This window comes from Pseudomonas cavernae (genome assembly GCF_003595175.1).
Lineage (GTDB): Bacteria > Pseudomonadota > Gammaproteobacteria > Pseudomonadales > Pseudomonadaceae > Aquipseudomonas > Aquipseudomonas cavernae.
On sequence record NZ_CP032419.1, the window covers coordinates 3,151,392 to 3,167,233 of the forward strand.

The 15,842-nt window shown below is 64.2% G+C and carries 15 protein-coding genes and 1 pseudogene; 11 read left to right on the forward strand and 5 right to left on the reverse strand.

Annotation, left to right across the window (positions count from 1 at the left end):
* Positions 1-50 precede the first annotated feature (50 nt).
* The 4 genes from D3880_RS14350 (at position 51) to D3880_RS14365 (ending at position 3,828) form a co-directional block, all read left to right on the forward strand.
* A complete protein-coding gene (locus D3880_RS14350) occupies positions 51-647 on the forward strand; it encodes a glutathione S-transferase family protein (RefSeq protein WP_119894122.1) in 597 nt (198 codons plus the stop codon).
* 11 nt (positions 648-658) lie between these two features.
* On the forward strand, positions 659-1,573 hold the full coding sequence (locus D3880_RS14355) for a pyridoxamine 5'-phosphate oxidase family protein (protein WP_119894123.1): 915 nt from the start codon (positions 659-661) through the stop codon (positions 1,571-1,573).
* Between the two features lie 3 nt (positions 1,574-1,576).
* Entirely contained in the window at positions 1,577-2,431 is an 855-nt protein-coding gene (locus tag D3880_RS14360) for an MBL fold metallo-hydrolase (protein WP_119894124.1), read from the forward strand.
* Between the two features lie 122 nt (positions 2,432-2,553).
* Positions 2,554-3,828, forward strand: a complete 1,275-nt coding sequence (locus tag D3880_RS14365; RefSeq protein ID WP_119894125.1) for an OprD family porin — start codon at positions 2,554-2,556, stop codon at positions 3,826-3,828.
* Positions 3,829-4,110: 282 nt separating this feature from the next.
* Here the strand turns inward: D3880_RS14365 and D3880_RS14370 are convergent, their stop codons facing one another.
* The gene (locus D3880_RS14370; protein WP_119894126.1) at positions 4,111-5,319 is read right to left on the reverse strand and encodes an ammonium transporter; all 1,209 of its coding nucleotides are present in this window, start codon (positions 5,317-5,319) and stop codon (positions 4,111-4,113) included.
* Positions 5,320-5,793: 474 nt separating this feature from the next.
* Here D3880_RS14370 and D3880_RS14375 point away from each other — a divergent pair, with 474 nt between their 5' ends.
* From D3880_RS14375 to D3880_RS14385, 3 genes are read left to right on the forward strand one after another with little or no spacing between them, the layout of a single operon-like run.
* Positions 5,794-6,099: an ElaB/YgaM/YqjD family protein gene (locus D3880_RS14375; RefSeq protein WP_119894127.1), complete on the forward strand. Its 306-nt coding sequence runs from the start codon at positions 5,794-5,796 to the stop codon at positions 6,097-6,099.
* A 2-nt stretch (positions 6,100-6,101) separates the two neighbouring features.
* A complete protein-coding gene (locus tag D3880_RS14380) occupies positions 6,102-6,482 on the forward strand; it encodes a phage holin family protein (protein WP_119894128.1) in 381 nt (126 codons plus the stop codon).
* Positions 6,479-6,826 (forward strand): hypothetical protein, encoded by a 348-nt coding sequence (locus tag D3880_RS14385; RefSeq protein WP_119894129.1) that lies wholly within the window; start codon positions 6,479-6,481, stop codon positions 6,824-6,826. Before D3880_RS14380 ends, D3880_RS14385 begins: the two co-directional genes overlap by 4 nt.
* A gap of 63 nt (positions 6,827-6,889) precedes the next feature.
* Here the strand turns inward: D3880_RS14385 and D3880_RS22950 are convergent, their stop codons facing one another.
* Positions 6,890-7,027, reverse strand: coding sequence for a hypothetical protein (locus D3880_RS22950; protein WP_218567576.1), 138 nt, complete (start codon positions 7,025-7,027; stop codon positions 6,890-6,892).
* Here D3880_RS22950 and D3880_RS14390 point away from each other — a divergent pair.
* Positions 7,028-7,213, forward strand: a pseudogene (locus tag D3880_RS14390) (hypothetical protein); the annotation flags it as partial.
* Here D3880_RS14390 and D3880_RS14395 read toward each other — a convergent pair.
* Positions 7,173-8,105 carry a DUF808 domain-containing protein gene (locus D3880_RS14395; protein WP_119894130.1) on the reverse strand — a complete coding sequence of 311 codons (933 nt, stop codon included), beginning with the start codon at positions 8,103-8,105 and terminating at the stop codon, positions 7,173-7,175. The pseudogene D3880_RS14390 and the gene D3880_RS14395 overlap by 41 nt on opposite strands.
* A 312-nt stretch (positions 8,106-8,417) precedes the next feature.
* Here D3880_RS14395 and D3880_RS14400 point away from each other — a divergent pair, with 312 nt between their 5' ends.
* Positions 8,418-9,749, forward strand: a complete 1,332-nt coding sequence (locus D3880_RS14400) for a deoxyguanosinetriphosphate triphosphohydrolase (protein ID WP_119894131.1) — start codon at positions 8,418-8,420, stop codon at positions 9,747-9,749.
* 4 nt (positions 9,750-9,753) lie between these two features.
* The gene (locus D3880_RS14405) at positions 9,754-10,806 is read left to right on the forward strand and encodes an FUSC family protein (protein ID WP_119894132.1); all 1,053 of its coding nucleotides are present in this window, start codon (positions 9,754-9,756) and stop codon (positions 10,804-10,806) included.
* 216 nt (positions 10,807-11,022) lie between these two features.
* Here the strand turns inward: D3880_RS14405 and D3880_RS14410 are convergent, their stop codons facing one another.
* Positions 11,023-11,364 (reverse strand): 50S ribosome-binding protein YggL, encoded by a 342-nt coding sequence (locus D3880_RS14410; RefSeq protein ID WP_119894133.1) that lies wholly within the window; start codon positions 11,362-11,364, stop codon positions 11,023-11,025.
* Between the two features lie 261 nt (positions 11,365-11,625).
* On the opposite strand from D3880_RS14410, the gene dacB reads away from it, so the two are divergent.
* Positions 11,626-13,083 carry a D-alanyl-D-alanine carboxypeptidase/D-alanyl-D-alanine endopeptidase gene (gene dacB, locus D3880_RS14415; RefSeq protein WP_119894134.1) on the forward strand — a complete coding sequence of 486 codons (1,458 nt, stop codon included), beginning with the start codon at positions 11,626-11,628 and terminating at the stop codon, positions 13,081-13,083.
* Between the two features lie 147 nt (positions 13,084-13,230).
* On the opposite strand, the gene rlmKL is transcribed toward dacB, so the two are convergent.
* Positions 13,231-15,432: a bifunctional 23S rRNA (guanine(2069)-N(7))-methyltransferase RlmK/23S rRNA (guanine(2445)-N(2))-methyltransferase RlmL gene (rlmKL, locus tag D3880_RS14420; RefSeq protein WP_119894135.1), complete on the reverse strand. Its 2,202-nt coding sequence runs from the start codon at positions 15,430-15,432 to the stop codon at positions 13,231-13,233.
* Between the last annotated feature and the right edge of the window lie 410 nt (positions 15,433-15,842).

The following is a 15,842-nucleotide window of genomic DNA, read 5'->3' on the forward strand; positions in this document are numbered from 1 at the left end:
ATCCAGGCACCACCCACCACCACTCAATGCCCACTCAAGGAATCCAGCCCATGAAACTGCATGACTTCGCCCTCTCCGGAAACGCCTACAAAGTCCGCCTGTTCCTCGGCCTCATCGGCCAGGAAGTCGAATTGGCCAGCGTCGACCTGCTCCACGGCGCGCACAAGCACCCGGACTTCCTGGCCATCAACCCGCGCGGCCAGGTCCCGGTGCTGGAGGATGACGACTTCCGCCTGGGCGACTCGCAGGCGATACTGGTCTATCTGGCCAGCCGCTATGCTGAGGCCGCCTGGTACCCACTCGACGCCATCAGCCAGGGCCGCATCGCCCACTGGTTGAGCTTCGCCGCCAACGAGGTGCAGCACGGGGTGGCTCAGGCGCGGCTTCTGCGCCTGTTCAATCGTCCGGGAGACCTGGAAGCCGTCCAGGCCAAGGGACGGGCCGCCTTGGAGCTGCTCGAGGCACACCTGGTCCGGCACGCCTGGCTGGCCCAGACAGAAACGCCGACCATCGCCGATATCGCCGTCTATCCCTATGTCGCCATGGCCGTGGAAGGTGGTCTGGAACTGGACAGCTACCGCAATCTGCAGGCCTGGTTTGCACGCCTGCGCGCCCTGCCCGGCTACCAGCCGCTGCCCAGCCGCTAGGGAGATGAGCCATGACCATTCCCTTCCACCCCGGCGAGTTGGACATCCAGGCCCGCGCCGGCGTGCTCGAACAGGTAGCCGCCTTCGGCCAGCGGGCGATCCGCACCTACATGCCGGACCAGCACCGTGAGTTCTTCGCCCAACTGCCCTGGCTGCTGGCCGCCGGCCTGGACGTCAACGGGCAGCCCCAGGCGTCGGTGCTGTGGGGTGAACCGGGCTTCGCGCACACGCCCGAGGCCACCCTGCTGCGGGTGAATGCCCTGCCGCAGGCGGACGACCCGCTCGCCGGCTGCCTGCACAAGGGCTGGCGCCTGGGCCTGCTCGGCCTGGAGTTGCCGACCCGCCGACGCAATCGGCTGAACGGCCGGATCGTCGCCCGGGACAGCACAGGCTTCACCGTGCTGGCCGAACAGTCCTTCGGCAACTGCCCGAGATACATCCAGGCGCGCACCTGCTCGCCGCACCAGCGCCAGGCCGGCCCTAGCCTGCAGGGGCATGGACTGGCCGAGGACTGGCTGAGCCTGGTGCGGCGCAGCGACACGCTGTTCATCGCCAGCCAGCACAGCGGCGAGCACAACGGCGGCGTCGACGTTTCCCACCGTGGCGGGCCGCTCGGTTTCGTCGAGCTGGGACAGGACGGGCGCCTGTGGCTGCCGGACTATTCGGGCAACAACCTCTTCAACACCCTCGGCAACCTGCTGCTGGAGCCGCGCTGCGCCCTGCTGTTCATCGATTTCGCCAGCGGCGACCTGCTGCACCTCGAGGCCCGGGCGGAAATCCTCTGGCCCGCGAACGCCGGCCATCCTCTGCCACCCGGCGCACTGCGCATGGTGGCGCTGGAACCGGGGCGCTGGACTCTGCGCCGCAGCCGCCTGCCGCTGCAGTTCGGCGACGCCGAACCCTCCCCCCACCTCCCAGGAGCCTGATTCATGCGCCTCTACAGCCTCGTTGCACTGACCCTGTTCAGCCTCGCCAGCCAAGCCGCCGAGCTGCGTTTCAGCCTAGTGAAGACCGCGGAAACCGAGGCCCGTGAGGCCCTCACCGTCGAAGGCGGCGAATGGACGCGCAAGGTCAAGGTCAACCACGTCGCCGTGCTGATCCAGCACCATGCCGCGACCCTGCTGTTCGATACCGGACTGGGCCGCCAGGTCGACAGCCAGTTCGCCGAGATGCCCGCCTGGCTGCGGCCGCTGCTGGAGTACGGCCCGGTGCTGCCGGTACGCGAGCAACTGGATAAGGACGGCATCCGCATCGACCGCATCCTCCTGTCGCACGCCCACTGGGATCACGCCTCGGGGCTGGCCGACTATCCGGAGGTACCGGTCTGGGCGCCGTACGAGGAGATCGAGTTCGCCGAAATCTCCACCCCGCCGGCGATCCTGCCCAGCCAGTTCCAGCATGCGGTCAAGTGGCGCCCCCTGGTCTTCCAGCCCTGGCCGTTCCTCGGCTTCGAGGACAGCCTGGATCTGTTCGGCGATCGCAGTGTGGTGCTGGTTCCCCTGAGCGGCCACACCCCCGGCTCGGTCGGCTTGTTCCTGACGCTCGCGGATGGCCGCCGGTTCTTCTTCACCGGCGATGCCAGTTGGCGCCTCGCCGGCTTCACCGGCCCGCACGAGAAGTTCTGGTTCAGTCGCCGCCAGGTCGACAACGATCGCGAGGCGACCCGCAACATCCTGCAGCGCGTGCACAACCTGCTGGCCAAAGAACCGGAACTGACGGTGATTCCGGCCCACGACGGCGAGGCCCAGGAATCCCTGGGGTTCTACCCGCGCTGGGTGGAATGAGCGACCCACAAAACCCAGCCGACTAAGGTCTAAAAGCCGTCGTGGCTGTCTCGTGTTTTATTACAACTCGTAACAGTACGGTCATAAATCCGCCTGTCTGCATCCACGAGGAGATAACAATAATGCACGCGACCCCTCTCGCCCGTGCCGTGGCCCTCGCCACGCTCGGCGCCAGCTTGACTCTACCCAGCCTGGCCCAGGCGGAGTTCATCAAGGACAGCAAAGGCAGTCTCGAACTGCGCAACTTCTACTTCAACCGTGACCTTCGTCAGGACAGCTCTCCGGCTCCGACTCAGGCCAAACAGGAAGAATGGGCCCAAGGCTTCCTGCTGCGCCTGGAGTCCGGCTATACCGAAGGTAGCGTCGGTGTCGGCGTCGATGCGCTCGGCCTGCTCGGCGTCAAACTGGACTCCAGCGCCGACCGCAGCGGCACCGGCCTGCTCAAGCGTGATCGCGAAACCGGCGAGGCTCAGGACGAATACGGTGAACTGGGCCTGACTGCCAAGCTGCGCGCCTCGAAGAGCACCCTGAAGGTCGGCACCCTGCTGCCGAAACTGCCGGTCGTGCAGTACAACGACACCCGCCTGCTACCACAGACCTTCAGCGGTGGCGCGCTGAACTCCATGGAAATCGACGGCCTGACCTTCGATGCCGGCCGCCTGCGGCAATACAACCAGCGTGACTCCTCGGACTACGAGGACATGGTCATAAACGGTGGCGGCAAGCGCAATATCACTGTAGCCAAGGGCACCACGGCGGATCATTTCGACTTCGCCGGCGGCAGCTACAAGTGGACCGACAGCCTGAGCACCAGCTACCACTACGGCCAGCTCGACGGGTTCTACCAGCAGCACTACCTGAACCTTATCCACGTGTGGCCGATTGCCGACAAGCAATCGCTGAAGTCCGACATCCGCTGGGCACGCTCCACCGATGACGGCACCAGCAACGTCGACAACAAGGCGCTCAACGCCATGTTCACCTACACCTTGGGTTTCCAGTCCTTCGGTCTTGGCTATCAGAAGATGAGCGGCGACACCGGCTTCGCCTATATCAACGGCACCGACCCCTACCTGGTGAACTACATCCAGATCAGTGACTTTGCCAACAAGGACGAGAAATCCTGGCAGGCACGCTACGACTACAACTTCGCTGGTTTGGGCATTCCCGGCCTGACCTTCATGACCCGCTATGTCACCGGCGACAACGTCGATCAACTGACCACCAGTGGCGAAGGCACGGAATGGGAACGCAACATGGACATCGCTTACGTGTTCCAGGACGGCCCGCTGAAGAACCTCGGGCTGAAATGGCGTAACGCGACCGTGCGCAGCAACTTCGCCAACGACCTGGACGAGAATCGCCTGATCGTCAGCTACACCATGCCGCTGTGGTAACAGCCCAAGCATGAAAAAGGCTATGTCCCGGTTACGCGGTGCATGAGGCAGTGCTTTTTGTAGGAGTGGATTTATCCGCGAGCCAGGGATAAAGGTGGTGCCAACCCTTTCGCGAATGAAATCGCTCCTACCGGTTCGGCATGTGCTGACGGCCCACAGGGCAAGGGATGCTGCACTCCGGATTGCATCCGGGCTACGACATCTCCAACACCTAACAGGGACAGAGCCATGAAAAAGCCCGCCGATTGGCGGGCTTTTTCATGCAGCGCGGCGAACCGCCGATCACTCCTGATTGATCGAGCCGATCTTATGCACCGTCAGGTCGGCGCCGTAATACTCGTCTTCCTGGCTCAAGCGGATCCCGACCGCCGCCTTCAGCAAGCCATACACCAGGAAGCCGCCGACCAGCGCCACCAGCACGCCGAGGCCGGTGCCGATCAGCTGGCTGCTCAGGCTGACGCCGCCCAGGCCGCCCAACGCCTGCTGGCCGAAGATGCCGCAAGCGATGCCGCCCCAGACCCCGCACAAGCCATGCAGCGGCCAGACGCCGAGCACATCATCGACCTTCCACTTCACCTGAGTCGCAGTGAAGGCCCAGACGAACAGGGCACCGGCGACCAGCCCAGTCGCCAGCGCACCGACCGGATGCATCAGGTCAGAACCGGCGCAGACCGCCACCAGCCCGGCGAGCGGGCCGTTGTGCAGGAAACCGGGGTCGTTGCGCCCGACGAACAGCGCCGCCACCGTGCCGCCAACCATCGCCATCAGCGAGTTGACCGCCACCAGGCCACTGATACCGACCAGCGTCTGCGCACTCATCACGTTGAAGCCGAACCAGCCGACGATCAGGATCCACGAGCCCAGGGCCAGGAACGGGATGTTCGACGGCGCGAACGCCACCAACTTGCCGTCGCGATAGCGGCCGTTGCGCTTGCCGAGCAGGACCACCGCGCCGAAGGCCAGCCAGCCGCCCATGGCATGCACCACCACCGAGCCGGCGAAGTCGTGGAAGCTGGCGCCGAAACGCGCGCTCAGCCAGGCTTGCAGCCCGAAGTTGCCGTTCCAGATCATCCCCTCGAAGAAGGGATAGACGAAGGCGACGATCAGCAACGTGGCACACAGTTGCGGGCCGAACTTGGCACGCTCGGCGATGCCGCCGGAAATGATCGCCGGGATCGCTGCCGCGAAGGTCAGCAGGAAGAAAAACTTCACAAGCGCATAGCCGTGGTCGGCGGTCAGCGCCGCCGCCGGTTCGAGGAAGGTCACCCCGTAGGCCACCCAGTAACCGATGAAGAAATACGCCAGGGTGGAAATGGCAAAGTCGGAGATGATCTTCGACAGGGCATTGACCTGGTTTTTCAACCGTACCGTGCCCACTTCGAGAAAGGCGAAACCGGCATGCATAGCCAGCACCATCACGGCGCCCAGCAGAATGAACAAGGTGTTGGATCCGTGAAGCAGGGCTTGCACGGCGTTATCGAGGTTTTCCATCGGCGCTGACGACTCCGGCGTTGAGGGAAAAAGCACCAAATAAGCTCACGCCCCGCCAGAAGCGCACCATCCTGAGACCTTCATGCACCAGAACGAACGCCGTTAACGACCCGACTTGGTACATAAGCATTTGGCAGAAAACCGTGAACTTGGACTTTTTCTTTATTTTTCATTTATTTGAAGCGGATTTATGGCGACAATCCCAGCGACCATTACGCCCAAACACAGGGCACACCGCTCCAACTTCGCACCACCGCAATGCAATAGCTATACCAGTTACCTCGCTGAGCAATAGCGCAGAAACCTTCGCCAAGCAGCCAATGTCGTGAATCGGCGTTCGCTCACGCCCCCGCGCGGTGCGCCGGGTCAGTTGGCAATGCCGCCTGCCCCCAACAGAAACCGTCAAAAACAACCCACTTCGACTTCAGGACACTAGACTCATAGCCCTGAAGCCATTTTTCATGGAGAGTCCGCATGACCACGACGAACAAATCGGATGCGCTAGTGGCTGAGTTTCAGGCCCTGGTCGGTGACACCGAGAAGCTGCTCAACGAGACCGCCAACCTCGCCGGAGCGGAGGCCGAGCAACTGCGCACCCAGGTGCATGAAAGCCTGAAACGCGCGCGTGAAACCCTGCAGGGTGTCGAAGAAACGCTTCGCGAACACAGCAAGGCCGCCGTCGATGCCACCGAAACCTATGTCGCCGATCACCCTTGGCAGTCCCTCGGCCTGGCCGCCGCGCTAGGCTTTCTCCTCGGGCTACTGGCCGGGCGTCGTTAAGCATGTCCGACGGAAGGGAATCCACCCCGCACCACGCCTCACCGCGCCGCCTGGGCGCCGCCCTGCTCGGCTTGCTGCATGGCCATGTCGAGCTGTTCGGCATCGAACTGCAGGAACAGAAATCCCGCACGCTGAGCTTGCTGCTGTTCGCCGGTTTCGCCCTGATCTTCGGCCTGCTGCTGCTCGTGGGCTTGTCGACGCTGCTGCTGATCCTGTTCTGGGATAGCTATCGGCTGGCGGCCATCATCGGCCTGTGCCTGCTCTACGTCGTCGCCACGGCGTATTGCGCCGTGCGCCTGCGGGCGGCGGTTGCCGATGAATCTTCCCCTTTCAGCGCCACGCTCGAAGAGCTGGCGCGCGACCGCGAGCGCCTGTTGCCATGAATCTGCCCACCCTGCCGCCCAACGCCAGCCGCCAGGAGCTGCGCAAGGCCTTGATCCGTCTGCGCCTGGAAATGCATCGTCAAGAGATCCGCCATGAATCGCAGCTGATCCTGAAGCCCCTGCACAAGGTCCGCGGCATAGCGACGAACTGGCAGCAGACCCTTGGCCTCAGCCACGCACCACTCTGGGGCATCGCCGGTGTGACCGCGCTGGCTTTTTTCGCCGGCAAAGGCCGCGGACTGCGCCGCTGGCTGCGGATTGGCGCGCTCCTCTATCCAGCATTGATGACGGCCTTGCGCCGACCATCCGGTACTGCTGCGCAAGAGCCGGCAGGAAAAACCTGACACTGTCCCGCCGCTGGCCACACTCTTGCTAAACGTTTGAGTTGCCGGTGTTTTCATCGGCAATCAGGCCTGCTCCATGGTGGGTAGGCCGGAAGAAAGATTAAGGACTTCATCGTGATCGATGGGTAGCCGCTTGTCTGCTCTCAGCCGCTCATCGATACCGCCGCCAGCCTGATCGCCGGCACCGAAGCGCTTGGCCAACTGCTCGCCGAAGGCTGGAATGAACGCCGGCCGATCCTCTCCAGCGCCTACCGTGACACCACCTGCAACCAGTACTGCCTGAACGCCGGGCAATTCATCGACAACGGCAAACGCCTGCCGCGGATGGATATCGACGCGGCGAGCTCTAGGCCTTCACCGCCCGCCACAAGCGGCCGGCCAGGCTGACCACGGCCAGCACCAGGCCGCCGGCGACGATGCCGAGCCCGGCATCCAGTAGGGTCGGGGTGATCGCCTGCAGCAGCGGGCCGACCGCGGCGATGCCGCCCAGCCCCTGCGCCAGTTCGTCGATCCCGTGGTGCAGCACTGGCAGGCCATGGCTGAGGATGCCGCCGCCGACCATGAACATCGCCGCCGTGCCGATCACCGACAGGCTCTTCATCAGATAAGGCGCAGCCCGCAGGATACCGAGGCCGAGCCCGCGCAGCAGGCCCTGCTTCTGACTGAGGTAGAGGCCGCCGTCGTCGAGCTTGACGATACCCGCCACCAGGCCGTAGACGCCGATGGTCATGGCGATGGCGATCCCCGCCAGTACCAGAACCTGCTGGGTGAACGGTGCATCGGCGACGATGCCGAGGGTGATGGCGATGATTTCCGCCGAGAGAATGAAGTCGGTACGCACCGCGCCGCTGATCTTGGCCTTCTCCAAGGCCACCAGGTCGACCTGTGGGTCGCTCAACGCATCGCGCAGTTCGCCCCGTTCGGCCGCCTCCTCTTCGCGGCTGTGGAGAAAGCGATGCGCCAGCTTCTCGAAACCCTCGTAACAGAGAAAGGCGCCACCGAGCATCAACAGGGGCGTCACCGCCCAAGGCGCGAACGCACTGATGGCCAGCGCCGCCGGCACCAGGATCAGCTTGTTGCGAAACGAGCCCTTGGCCACCGCCCACACCACCGGCAACTCGCGCTCGGCCTTGACGCCCGCCACCTGCTGGGCATTCAACGCGAGGTCGTCGCCCAGCACCCCGCTGGTTTTTTTCGCCGCCACCTTGGTCATCAGCGAGACATCGTCGAGCACGCTGGCGATGTCATCGAGCAACGCGAGAAGACTGGTTCCTGCCATGAAGCTGTTCCTTGTGCTGAGAATTCGCCGGAGCTGGCGGCGAACTTAACAGCCGCAAGCGCGACTCGCCACCGTCTCCCCCAGGGTGCGTTCTCAATTATTTCCTTCGTTGCGCCTGCAAGCGGGCCATGCGGTGTTGCAGCCCTTGGCAAGGGAACGACCATTGCCTGCGGGCTGCGCCTTGCCTGGCCCGCTTGCAGGCAGCAACGCAATCGGGGGACATAACTGAGAACGCACCATAGCAATAGCTTGCAGGCGGGAAGCCGAACTACGAAGCTAAGACGATTAGCCACTGACTGGCGAGGATCAGCCTTGGACTGGCATACCCTGCTCACCCGCGAACGGCTCGGCAAACCGGTGCACAGCACCGAGGAACTCGGCCGCAGCCCCTTTCACAAAGATCACGACCGCATCATCTTCTCCGGCGCCTTCCGCCGCCTGGGGCGCAAGACCCAGGTCCATCCGGTGACCAGCAACGATCATATCCACACGCGTCTGACCCATTCGCTGGAAGTCAGCTGCGTCGGTCGTTCGCTGGGCATGCGCGTCGGCGAGATGATCCGCGACAGCCTGCCGGACTGGTGCGAGCCGAGCGATCTGGGCATGGTCGTGCAATCCGCCTGTCTGGCCCACGACATCGGCAACCCGCCGTTCGGCCACTCCGGCGAGGATGCCATCCGCCACTGGTTCCAGCAGGCCGCCGGGCGCGGCTGGCTGGATGCGATGAGTGCGGAAGAACGCGCCGACTTCCTCAATTTCGAGGGCAACGCCCAGGGCTTCCGCGTGCTGACCCAACTGGAATACCACCAGTTCGACGGCGGCACGCGGCTGACCTACGCCACCCTTGGCACCTACCTGAAATACCCCTGGACCGCCCGCCACGCCGAGGCACTGGGCTACAAGAAGCACAAGTTCGGCTGCTACCAGAGCGAACTGCCGCTGCTTGAGCAGATCGCCGCCAAGCTCGGCCTCCCGCAGATCGAGGAGCAGCGCTGGGCGCGCCACCCGCTGGTGTACCTGATGGAGGCGGCGGACGACATCTGCTACGGCCTGATCGACCTGGAAGACGGCCTGGAGATGGAGCTGCTCGATTACGCCGAAGTCGAGGCCCTGTTGCTCGGCCTGGTCGGCGACGACCTGCCGGAAACCTACCGCCAGCTCGGCCCGCAGGACTCGCGCCGGCGCCGCTTGGCGATCCTGCGCGGCAAGGCCATCGAACACCTGACCAACGCCGCCGCCCGTGCCTTCGTCGAACAGCAGCCCGCGCTGCTGGCCGGCACCCTGCAAGGCGATCTGGTCGAGCACATGCACGGCCCGGCCAAGCGCTGCGTGCTCAGCGCCAAGGCCATGGCTCGGGAGAAGATCTTCCAGGACAAGCGCAAGACATTGCACGAGATCGGCGCCTACACCACCCTGGAAATTTTGCTTAATGCCTTTTGTGGTGCTGCACTGGAACAACAGGGCGGGCGCACGCCGTCGTTCAAGCACCAGCGGATTCTCGATCTGCTCGGCAATAACGCGCCGCAACCGGAGTGGCCGCTGCACCGCTCGTTCCTGCGCGTGATCGATTTCATCGCCGGTATGACCGACAGCTATGCCACCGAAATGGCCCGTGAAATGACCGGCCGCTCGAGCCCGATGTGACGCCATGAGACAAGCCATACGCGAAGCCCTCAGTTGGCATGCCGGCCCGCCCGCCTGGGGCTCGGGAGCGGTTGCGGCCCTCGGTTGCGCCTTGCCGCTGCTGCTCGGCCTGTTCTCCAGCCATTCCGGCTTCCTGTGGGCCGCCACCGGCGCCTTCCAGGCCGCCCAGGCTTCCGCCCTGCACCGCTTCGGCATGCTGCGCATGTTGCTGCTCACCGGTCTCGGTGCCTGCAGCGCCGGCCTGGGTTTCTGGAGCGGCAGCCATCCGTTGTTGAGCCTGGGGTTGTTCGCCGTCTTCGGCCTGCTGCTGGCCTGGCTGCAGCGCTTCGGCAAGGAGGCCGGCAAGCTCGGGGTCGGCCTGGCTGTGTGCCTGTCCCTCGGTCAGGGTCAGTACGGCATCGGCAACCTGCATAACCCTTATGCGGTGGCCATGCTGTTCATTCTCGGTGGCCTGTGGGTGATGCTGCTGGCCTTCGGCTTGCGCGGCGTGCATGGCCTGCGCATGTGGCCGCAGATGCCGCGCCTGTTGAGTCTGCTCAAGGTGCTGCGCCGCCACGCCCGACGCTTGCCCGAGCAGCAGTGGCGTCTGCATGCCCTCGGCTGCACCCTGGCTTTCGCCCTCGCCGGCCTGGTCGTACAACTGGCCGAACTGCCACGCGGCTACTGGCTGACCCTGACGGTGATCTGCACCCTGCAACTGGAATTCCGCGGCAGCCTGGTGCGCGCCCTGCAGTCGGGCGCAGCCAGCCTGTGTGCGGCCGCCCTGCTGATCCTCTTCGCCCACAGCCTGCAGAGCCCACCCTTGATGGTGGCGACCATGCTGCCGCTGATCTTTCTCAGCCGCACCTTCCAGGCCAACCATTACGGCCTCTACGTGATGCAGAACACCCTGTGTTTCGTGCTGCTCTCGGAAAGCCTGTCGCAGGACTGGCACCTGGCGCAGGTGCGCTTGGTGAACACTTTGCTGGGGGTCACGCTGGCAATACTGGTCGCCGTGCTGATGCATGGGCTGCAGCAGTATCTGAGCAGGCATCTGAAGCCGGTGTCGACGGATTGAACGCGAGGGGAAGAGGGGAATATTGCAGAGAGGGAACGATGGGCGCGCCGTGCGCGCGCCCATCGGTGTCACGTCAGAACCTGTTTCGGATCTCGCGAGCTAGAGTCAAACAAGGCAAAAACGGCTGAGGAAGCGGAGTTTACGAGTTGTAAATGAGCATTCCGAAGCCGTTTTTAACGCCGGTTGGCCGACGCGCAGCAGATCCGAGACAGGTTCTTAGGCCGGATTGATCGGGGTTTCCGGATACCAGACGTCGATCAGCGGGCTGACGGAGAAGTCCACCAGTTCGTTGCGGCCCTTCAGCCAGGCTTCGACCTGGACGCGCTGCTCCTCGCTCACCGAGCCGCGCGTAGCCAGGCACACCAGGCCGAAATCTTCGCCGCCGACATAGTCCAGGCCATTGCCGGCCATGGCTTCACGCAGGAACTGGGCGAGGAAGGCGTCGACGGCTTCATCGCTCAGACCGTCTTTCAAGTTCACGTTCAGCTCGAACCCCAACTCCTGGAACTCGTCGACACACAGTTTTTTGCGCAGACGGCGGGAACGGTTAGTCGCCATGGAAGAATCCTCAAGAGTGAATAAGCCCGGCACTTTACCAGCTTCGACCCCATCCCAGTAGGAGAAGCGCCCGATGCGGCCAGGCGTTCCGTCCGATCCCTGTACCGAACCGGCCAGGCAGCGAAATTTTATCCAATCGTCAGCGCCTGGGCGGCACAGCGCGAAAGCCTTCGGGCATAATGCCAGCCACTTCCCAAGCCACTCGTGGAAGCCATTGCCTTGTCATTTTCTTTTTTGCCCTTGCCTGAAGGGTTTTGCCCAATGATCAAAATACTTCGTCACCTGGCCATCGCCAGTTTGCTCTTGCCTATTGCCCTGCCCGCCTCCGCCACCAATTCCAGCCTGCCGCCGCAAGTGCAGCAGCTCCTGAAGAAGAGCAAGATCAGCAACAACTCGCTGTCCCTGGTGACCCTACCGCTCACCGGCCCTGGCACTGCGACCGCGGTCAATGCCGATGTGTCGGTGAACCCGGCCTCGACCATGAAGCTGATCACCACCTTCGCCGCCCTGGAACTGCTCGGCCCGACCTACCAATGGAAGACCGAGTTCTACACCGACGGCCAGCTGAAGAATGGCGTGCTGAATGGCAACCTCTACCTCAAAGGTGGCGGCGACCCCAAGCTGAACATGGAGAAGCTCTGGCTAATGATGCGCGACCTGCGCGCCAATGGCGTGCAGCAGGTGAGCGGCGATCTGGTGCTGGATCGCAGCCACTTCATCCAGCCGCAGCTGCCGACCTTCAACGATGATGGCGGCGACAAGAACAAGCCGTTCCTGGTCGGCCCGGATTCGCTGCTGGTCAACCTCAAGGCCGTGCGCATGATCACCCGCACCGAGGGCGGCAAGGTCAGCGTGGCCATGGACCCGCCACTGACCAATGTGCGCATCGACAACAAGGTCAAGGCCCTGCCGGCGGCCAAATGCCCCGGCTGGCCGGACGTACGCTTCAACCCGGTGACCCAGTACGACGGCACCACCCTGGTGGTCACCGGCAAGCTGGCCGAGGGCTGCAGCGCGCAATCCTACCTGTCGCTGCTCGATCACCCCGGCTATGCCGCCGGCGCCGTGCGGGCGATCTGGCAGGAATTGGGCGGAAGCATCGCCGGCAAGGACCGCATCGACCAGGTACCGAAGAGCGCCCGCCTGCTGGCCCGTGCCTATTCGCCGGATCTGGTGGAGATCATCCGCGACATCAACAAGTACAGTAACAACACCATGGCCCGCCAACTGTTCCTCAGCCTCGGCGCGCAGTTCCGCACCTCGGCCGACGGCGACGACGCCAAGGCCGCGCAGCGGGTGATCCGCCAGTGGCTGGCGAAGAAGGGCATCACCGCGCCGCACCTGGTGATGGAGAACGGCTCCGGCCTGTCGCGGGCCGAGCGGGTCAGCGCGCGGGAATTGGCGACCATGCTGCAGGCCGCCTGGAATAGCCCCTACGCCGCCGAGTACATCAGTTCGCTGCCGCTGGTGGCGATGGACGGCACCATGCGCAAGCGCCTGAAGCGTACCGCGCTGGCCGGCGAGGCACATATCAAGACCGGTACCCTCAACACCGTGCGCGCCATCGCCGGCTTCAGCCGCGATAGCAACGGCAACACCTGGGCGGTGGTGGCCATCCTCAACGACCAGAAGCCCTGGGGCGCCTCGTCGATTCTCGATCAGGTGCTGGTCGACCTGTATCGCCAGCCGAAGCTCGCCGGCAATACGGCGCAGCGCTGAAACCGTGTAATGAAAACGCCGCCCCATGGGGCGGCGTTTTCATTTTCGGACCGTAGGATGGGTTGAGCGCAGCGATACCCATCAATCAGCCCGTTGGGTATCGCTGCGCTCAACACCAACCTACAACAGCATGGTGCATGCCTATCCCTAGAGGCTGAACCTCCAAGCGCGGTGGATCTTCGGGTTACGGGCGAAGTCCGGATCGAGGGTCGTCGGACTGATTTCCTCGACCGCATAGCGCGCCGCCAGGCCCTCGTCGAGCTGGAACTTGCGGAAGTTGTTGGAGAAATACAGCACCCCACCCTTGGCCAGCCGGGCCATCGCCAGGTCGAGCAACTGGACGTGGTCGCGCTGCACGTCGAACACCCCTTCCATGCGCTTGGAGTTGGAGAAGGTCGGCGGGTCGATGAAGATCAGGTCGTATTCCCCGCGGTCGGCCGCCAGCCAGTTCATCACGTCGCCCTGCTCCAGGCGCTGCTTGTCGGAGAAGCCGTTCAGCGCCAGGTTGCGCCGCGCCCAGTCCAGATAGGTCTTCGATAGGTCGACACTGGTGGTGCTGCGCGCCCCACCCTTGGCCGCATGCACAGTGGCGGTAGCGGTGTAGCAGTACAGGTTGAGGAAGCGCTTGCCCGCCGCCTCACGCTGGATGCGCAGGCGCAGCGGGCGGTGATCGAGGAACAGGCCGGTGTCGAGGTAGTCGGTGAGGTTGACCAGCAGCTGCACGCCGCCTTCGCTGACCTCCATGAAGTGGCCCTGGGTGCTCTGGCGTTCGTACTGCTTGCTGCCGGTCTGCCGCTCGCGACGCTTGACGATCACCTTGCTGGTGTCCACCCCGAGCGCCTGGGGAATCGCCGCCAGCGCATCGAGCAGACGCGCCTGAGCTTTTTCCGGGTCGATCGAGCGCGGCGGCGCGTATTCCTGCACGTGCACCCAGTCACGGTAGAGGTCGATCGCCAGGGCGTACTCGGGCATGTCGGCATCGTACAGGCGGTAGCATTCCACGCCCTCGCGGCGCGCCCACTTGCCCAGGCTCTTCAGGTTCTTCTGCAGACGGTTGGCGAACATCTGCCCGCCTTCGCTCAGCCGTGCCTGCTCCGTGACGACCGGCTCGCGGCCCAGTTCGACTTGCTCGCGCTCACGTTCGCGCTGCTCCGGCGTGCGCCGTTCGCCGGTGACGAACTGTTCGGGCTGCACCTTGATCAGCAGCAGCTTGCACGGCAGCGCGCCGTTCCAGAATGCGTACTGCTTGTGACTGCGGATGCCCATGCGCTTGCCCAGCTCCGGCGCGCCGGTGAACACCGCCGCTTCCCAGTTCAGGCAGGCCTGGCGCAGACGCTCGCCGAGGTTCTGGTAGAGGTACAGCAGGCTGGCCTCATCGCCGAGGCGCTCGCCGTAGGGCGGGTTGCTGATCACCAGGCCGGTCTGGTTCTGGTCCGGGCGGGGCGAAAACGTCGCCAACTCGCCCTGATAGATCTTGATCCAATCGGTCAGACCGGCGCGCTCGATGTTGTTGCGCCCCGGCTGGATCAGCCGCGGGTCAGCCTCGTAGCCACGAATCCACAGTGGCGGTTTGGCCAGACCGGCCGCGGCGCGCGCCTCGGCCTCGGCATGCAGTTTCTTCCACAGCGCCGGCACATGTCCGAGCCAGCTGGAGAAGCCCCAGCGCTCGCGCTTGAGGTTGGGGGCGATGTCCGCGGCGATCATCGCCGCCTCGACCAGGAAGGTGCCGACCCCACACATCGGGTCGGCCAACGCCCCGCCAGCGGCGGCGATACGCGGCCAGCCGGCACGGATCAGGATCGCCGCGGCGAGGTTCTCCTTCAGCGGCGCGGCGCCCTGCTGCAGGCGATAGCCGCGCTGGTGCAGGCTATGCCCAGAGAGATCGAGAGAGAGGATCGCCTCGCCGCGATCCAGACGCAGATGCACGCGCAGATCGGGGTTGATCTTGTCGATCGATGGCCGCTCGCCGCTGTCGCGGCGCAGTTTGTCGACGATGGCGTCCTTGACCTTCAGCGCCCCGAAGTGGGTGTTGTCGATGCCGGAACCGTTACCGCTGAACTCCACAGCCAGGCTGCCGTCGCTCTGCAGATGCTCCTGCCAGTCCACGCTCAGGACGTTTTGATACAGCTCCTCGGCGTTGGCCATGGTAAAGCGCTTGAGCACCAGCAGCACGCGGTTGGCCAGCCGCGACCACAGGCACAGGCGGTAGGCCGTCTCCATGCTGGCGAAGCCGCGAATGGCCGCGGTGTGCTCGCGCACCTCTTCCAGCCCCAGGCCGGCGGCTTCCTCGGCGAGTAGGCTTTCCAGCCCTTTGGGGCAGGTGAGAAACAGTTCGAAACGGTCCGACATGCAGATATCCAGTGCCTTGCGGCCAGCTACGGCGCGCCTGTTTTCCGGCAGCGCCTGGGTTGAACAATCGCGGTCCACCCGCGACTGCGCGACACAAGGGTGTCGCTCGCCCGTCAGGGAAAATCTCCCTCCGGACGTGGGCCAGACCCGCGGCAACCGGATCTAGCATTCTCAAATCACCGACTCAAATCACTAGCGCCTGAGCTGAGCTTAGGGCGGGTTGCCGGCAATGGGCGAACCGTCACGGCACGAAATTGCGCCGAAACCGGTGACAAAAGGTCGCAGCTCAACCCTTCGTCGGAATGATTGGCAGGCCCAGACGAGATCCATTCGCACTGCCAAAGCCAGCCAGAAGCCGCCTACAACGCCCCCATACGGGGCTCTCGACAAAATTCTTCTGACCGTGCCCC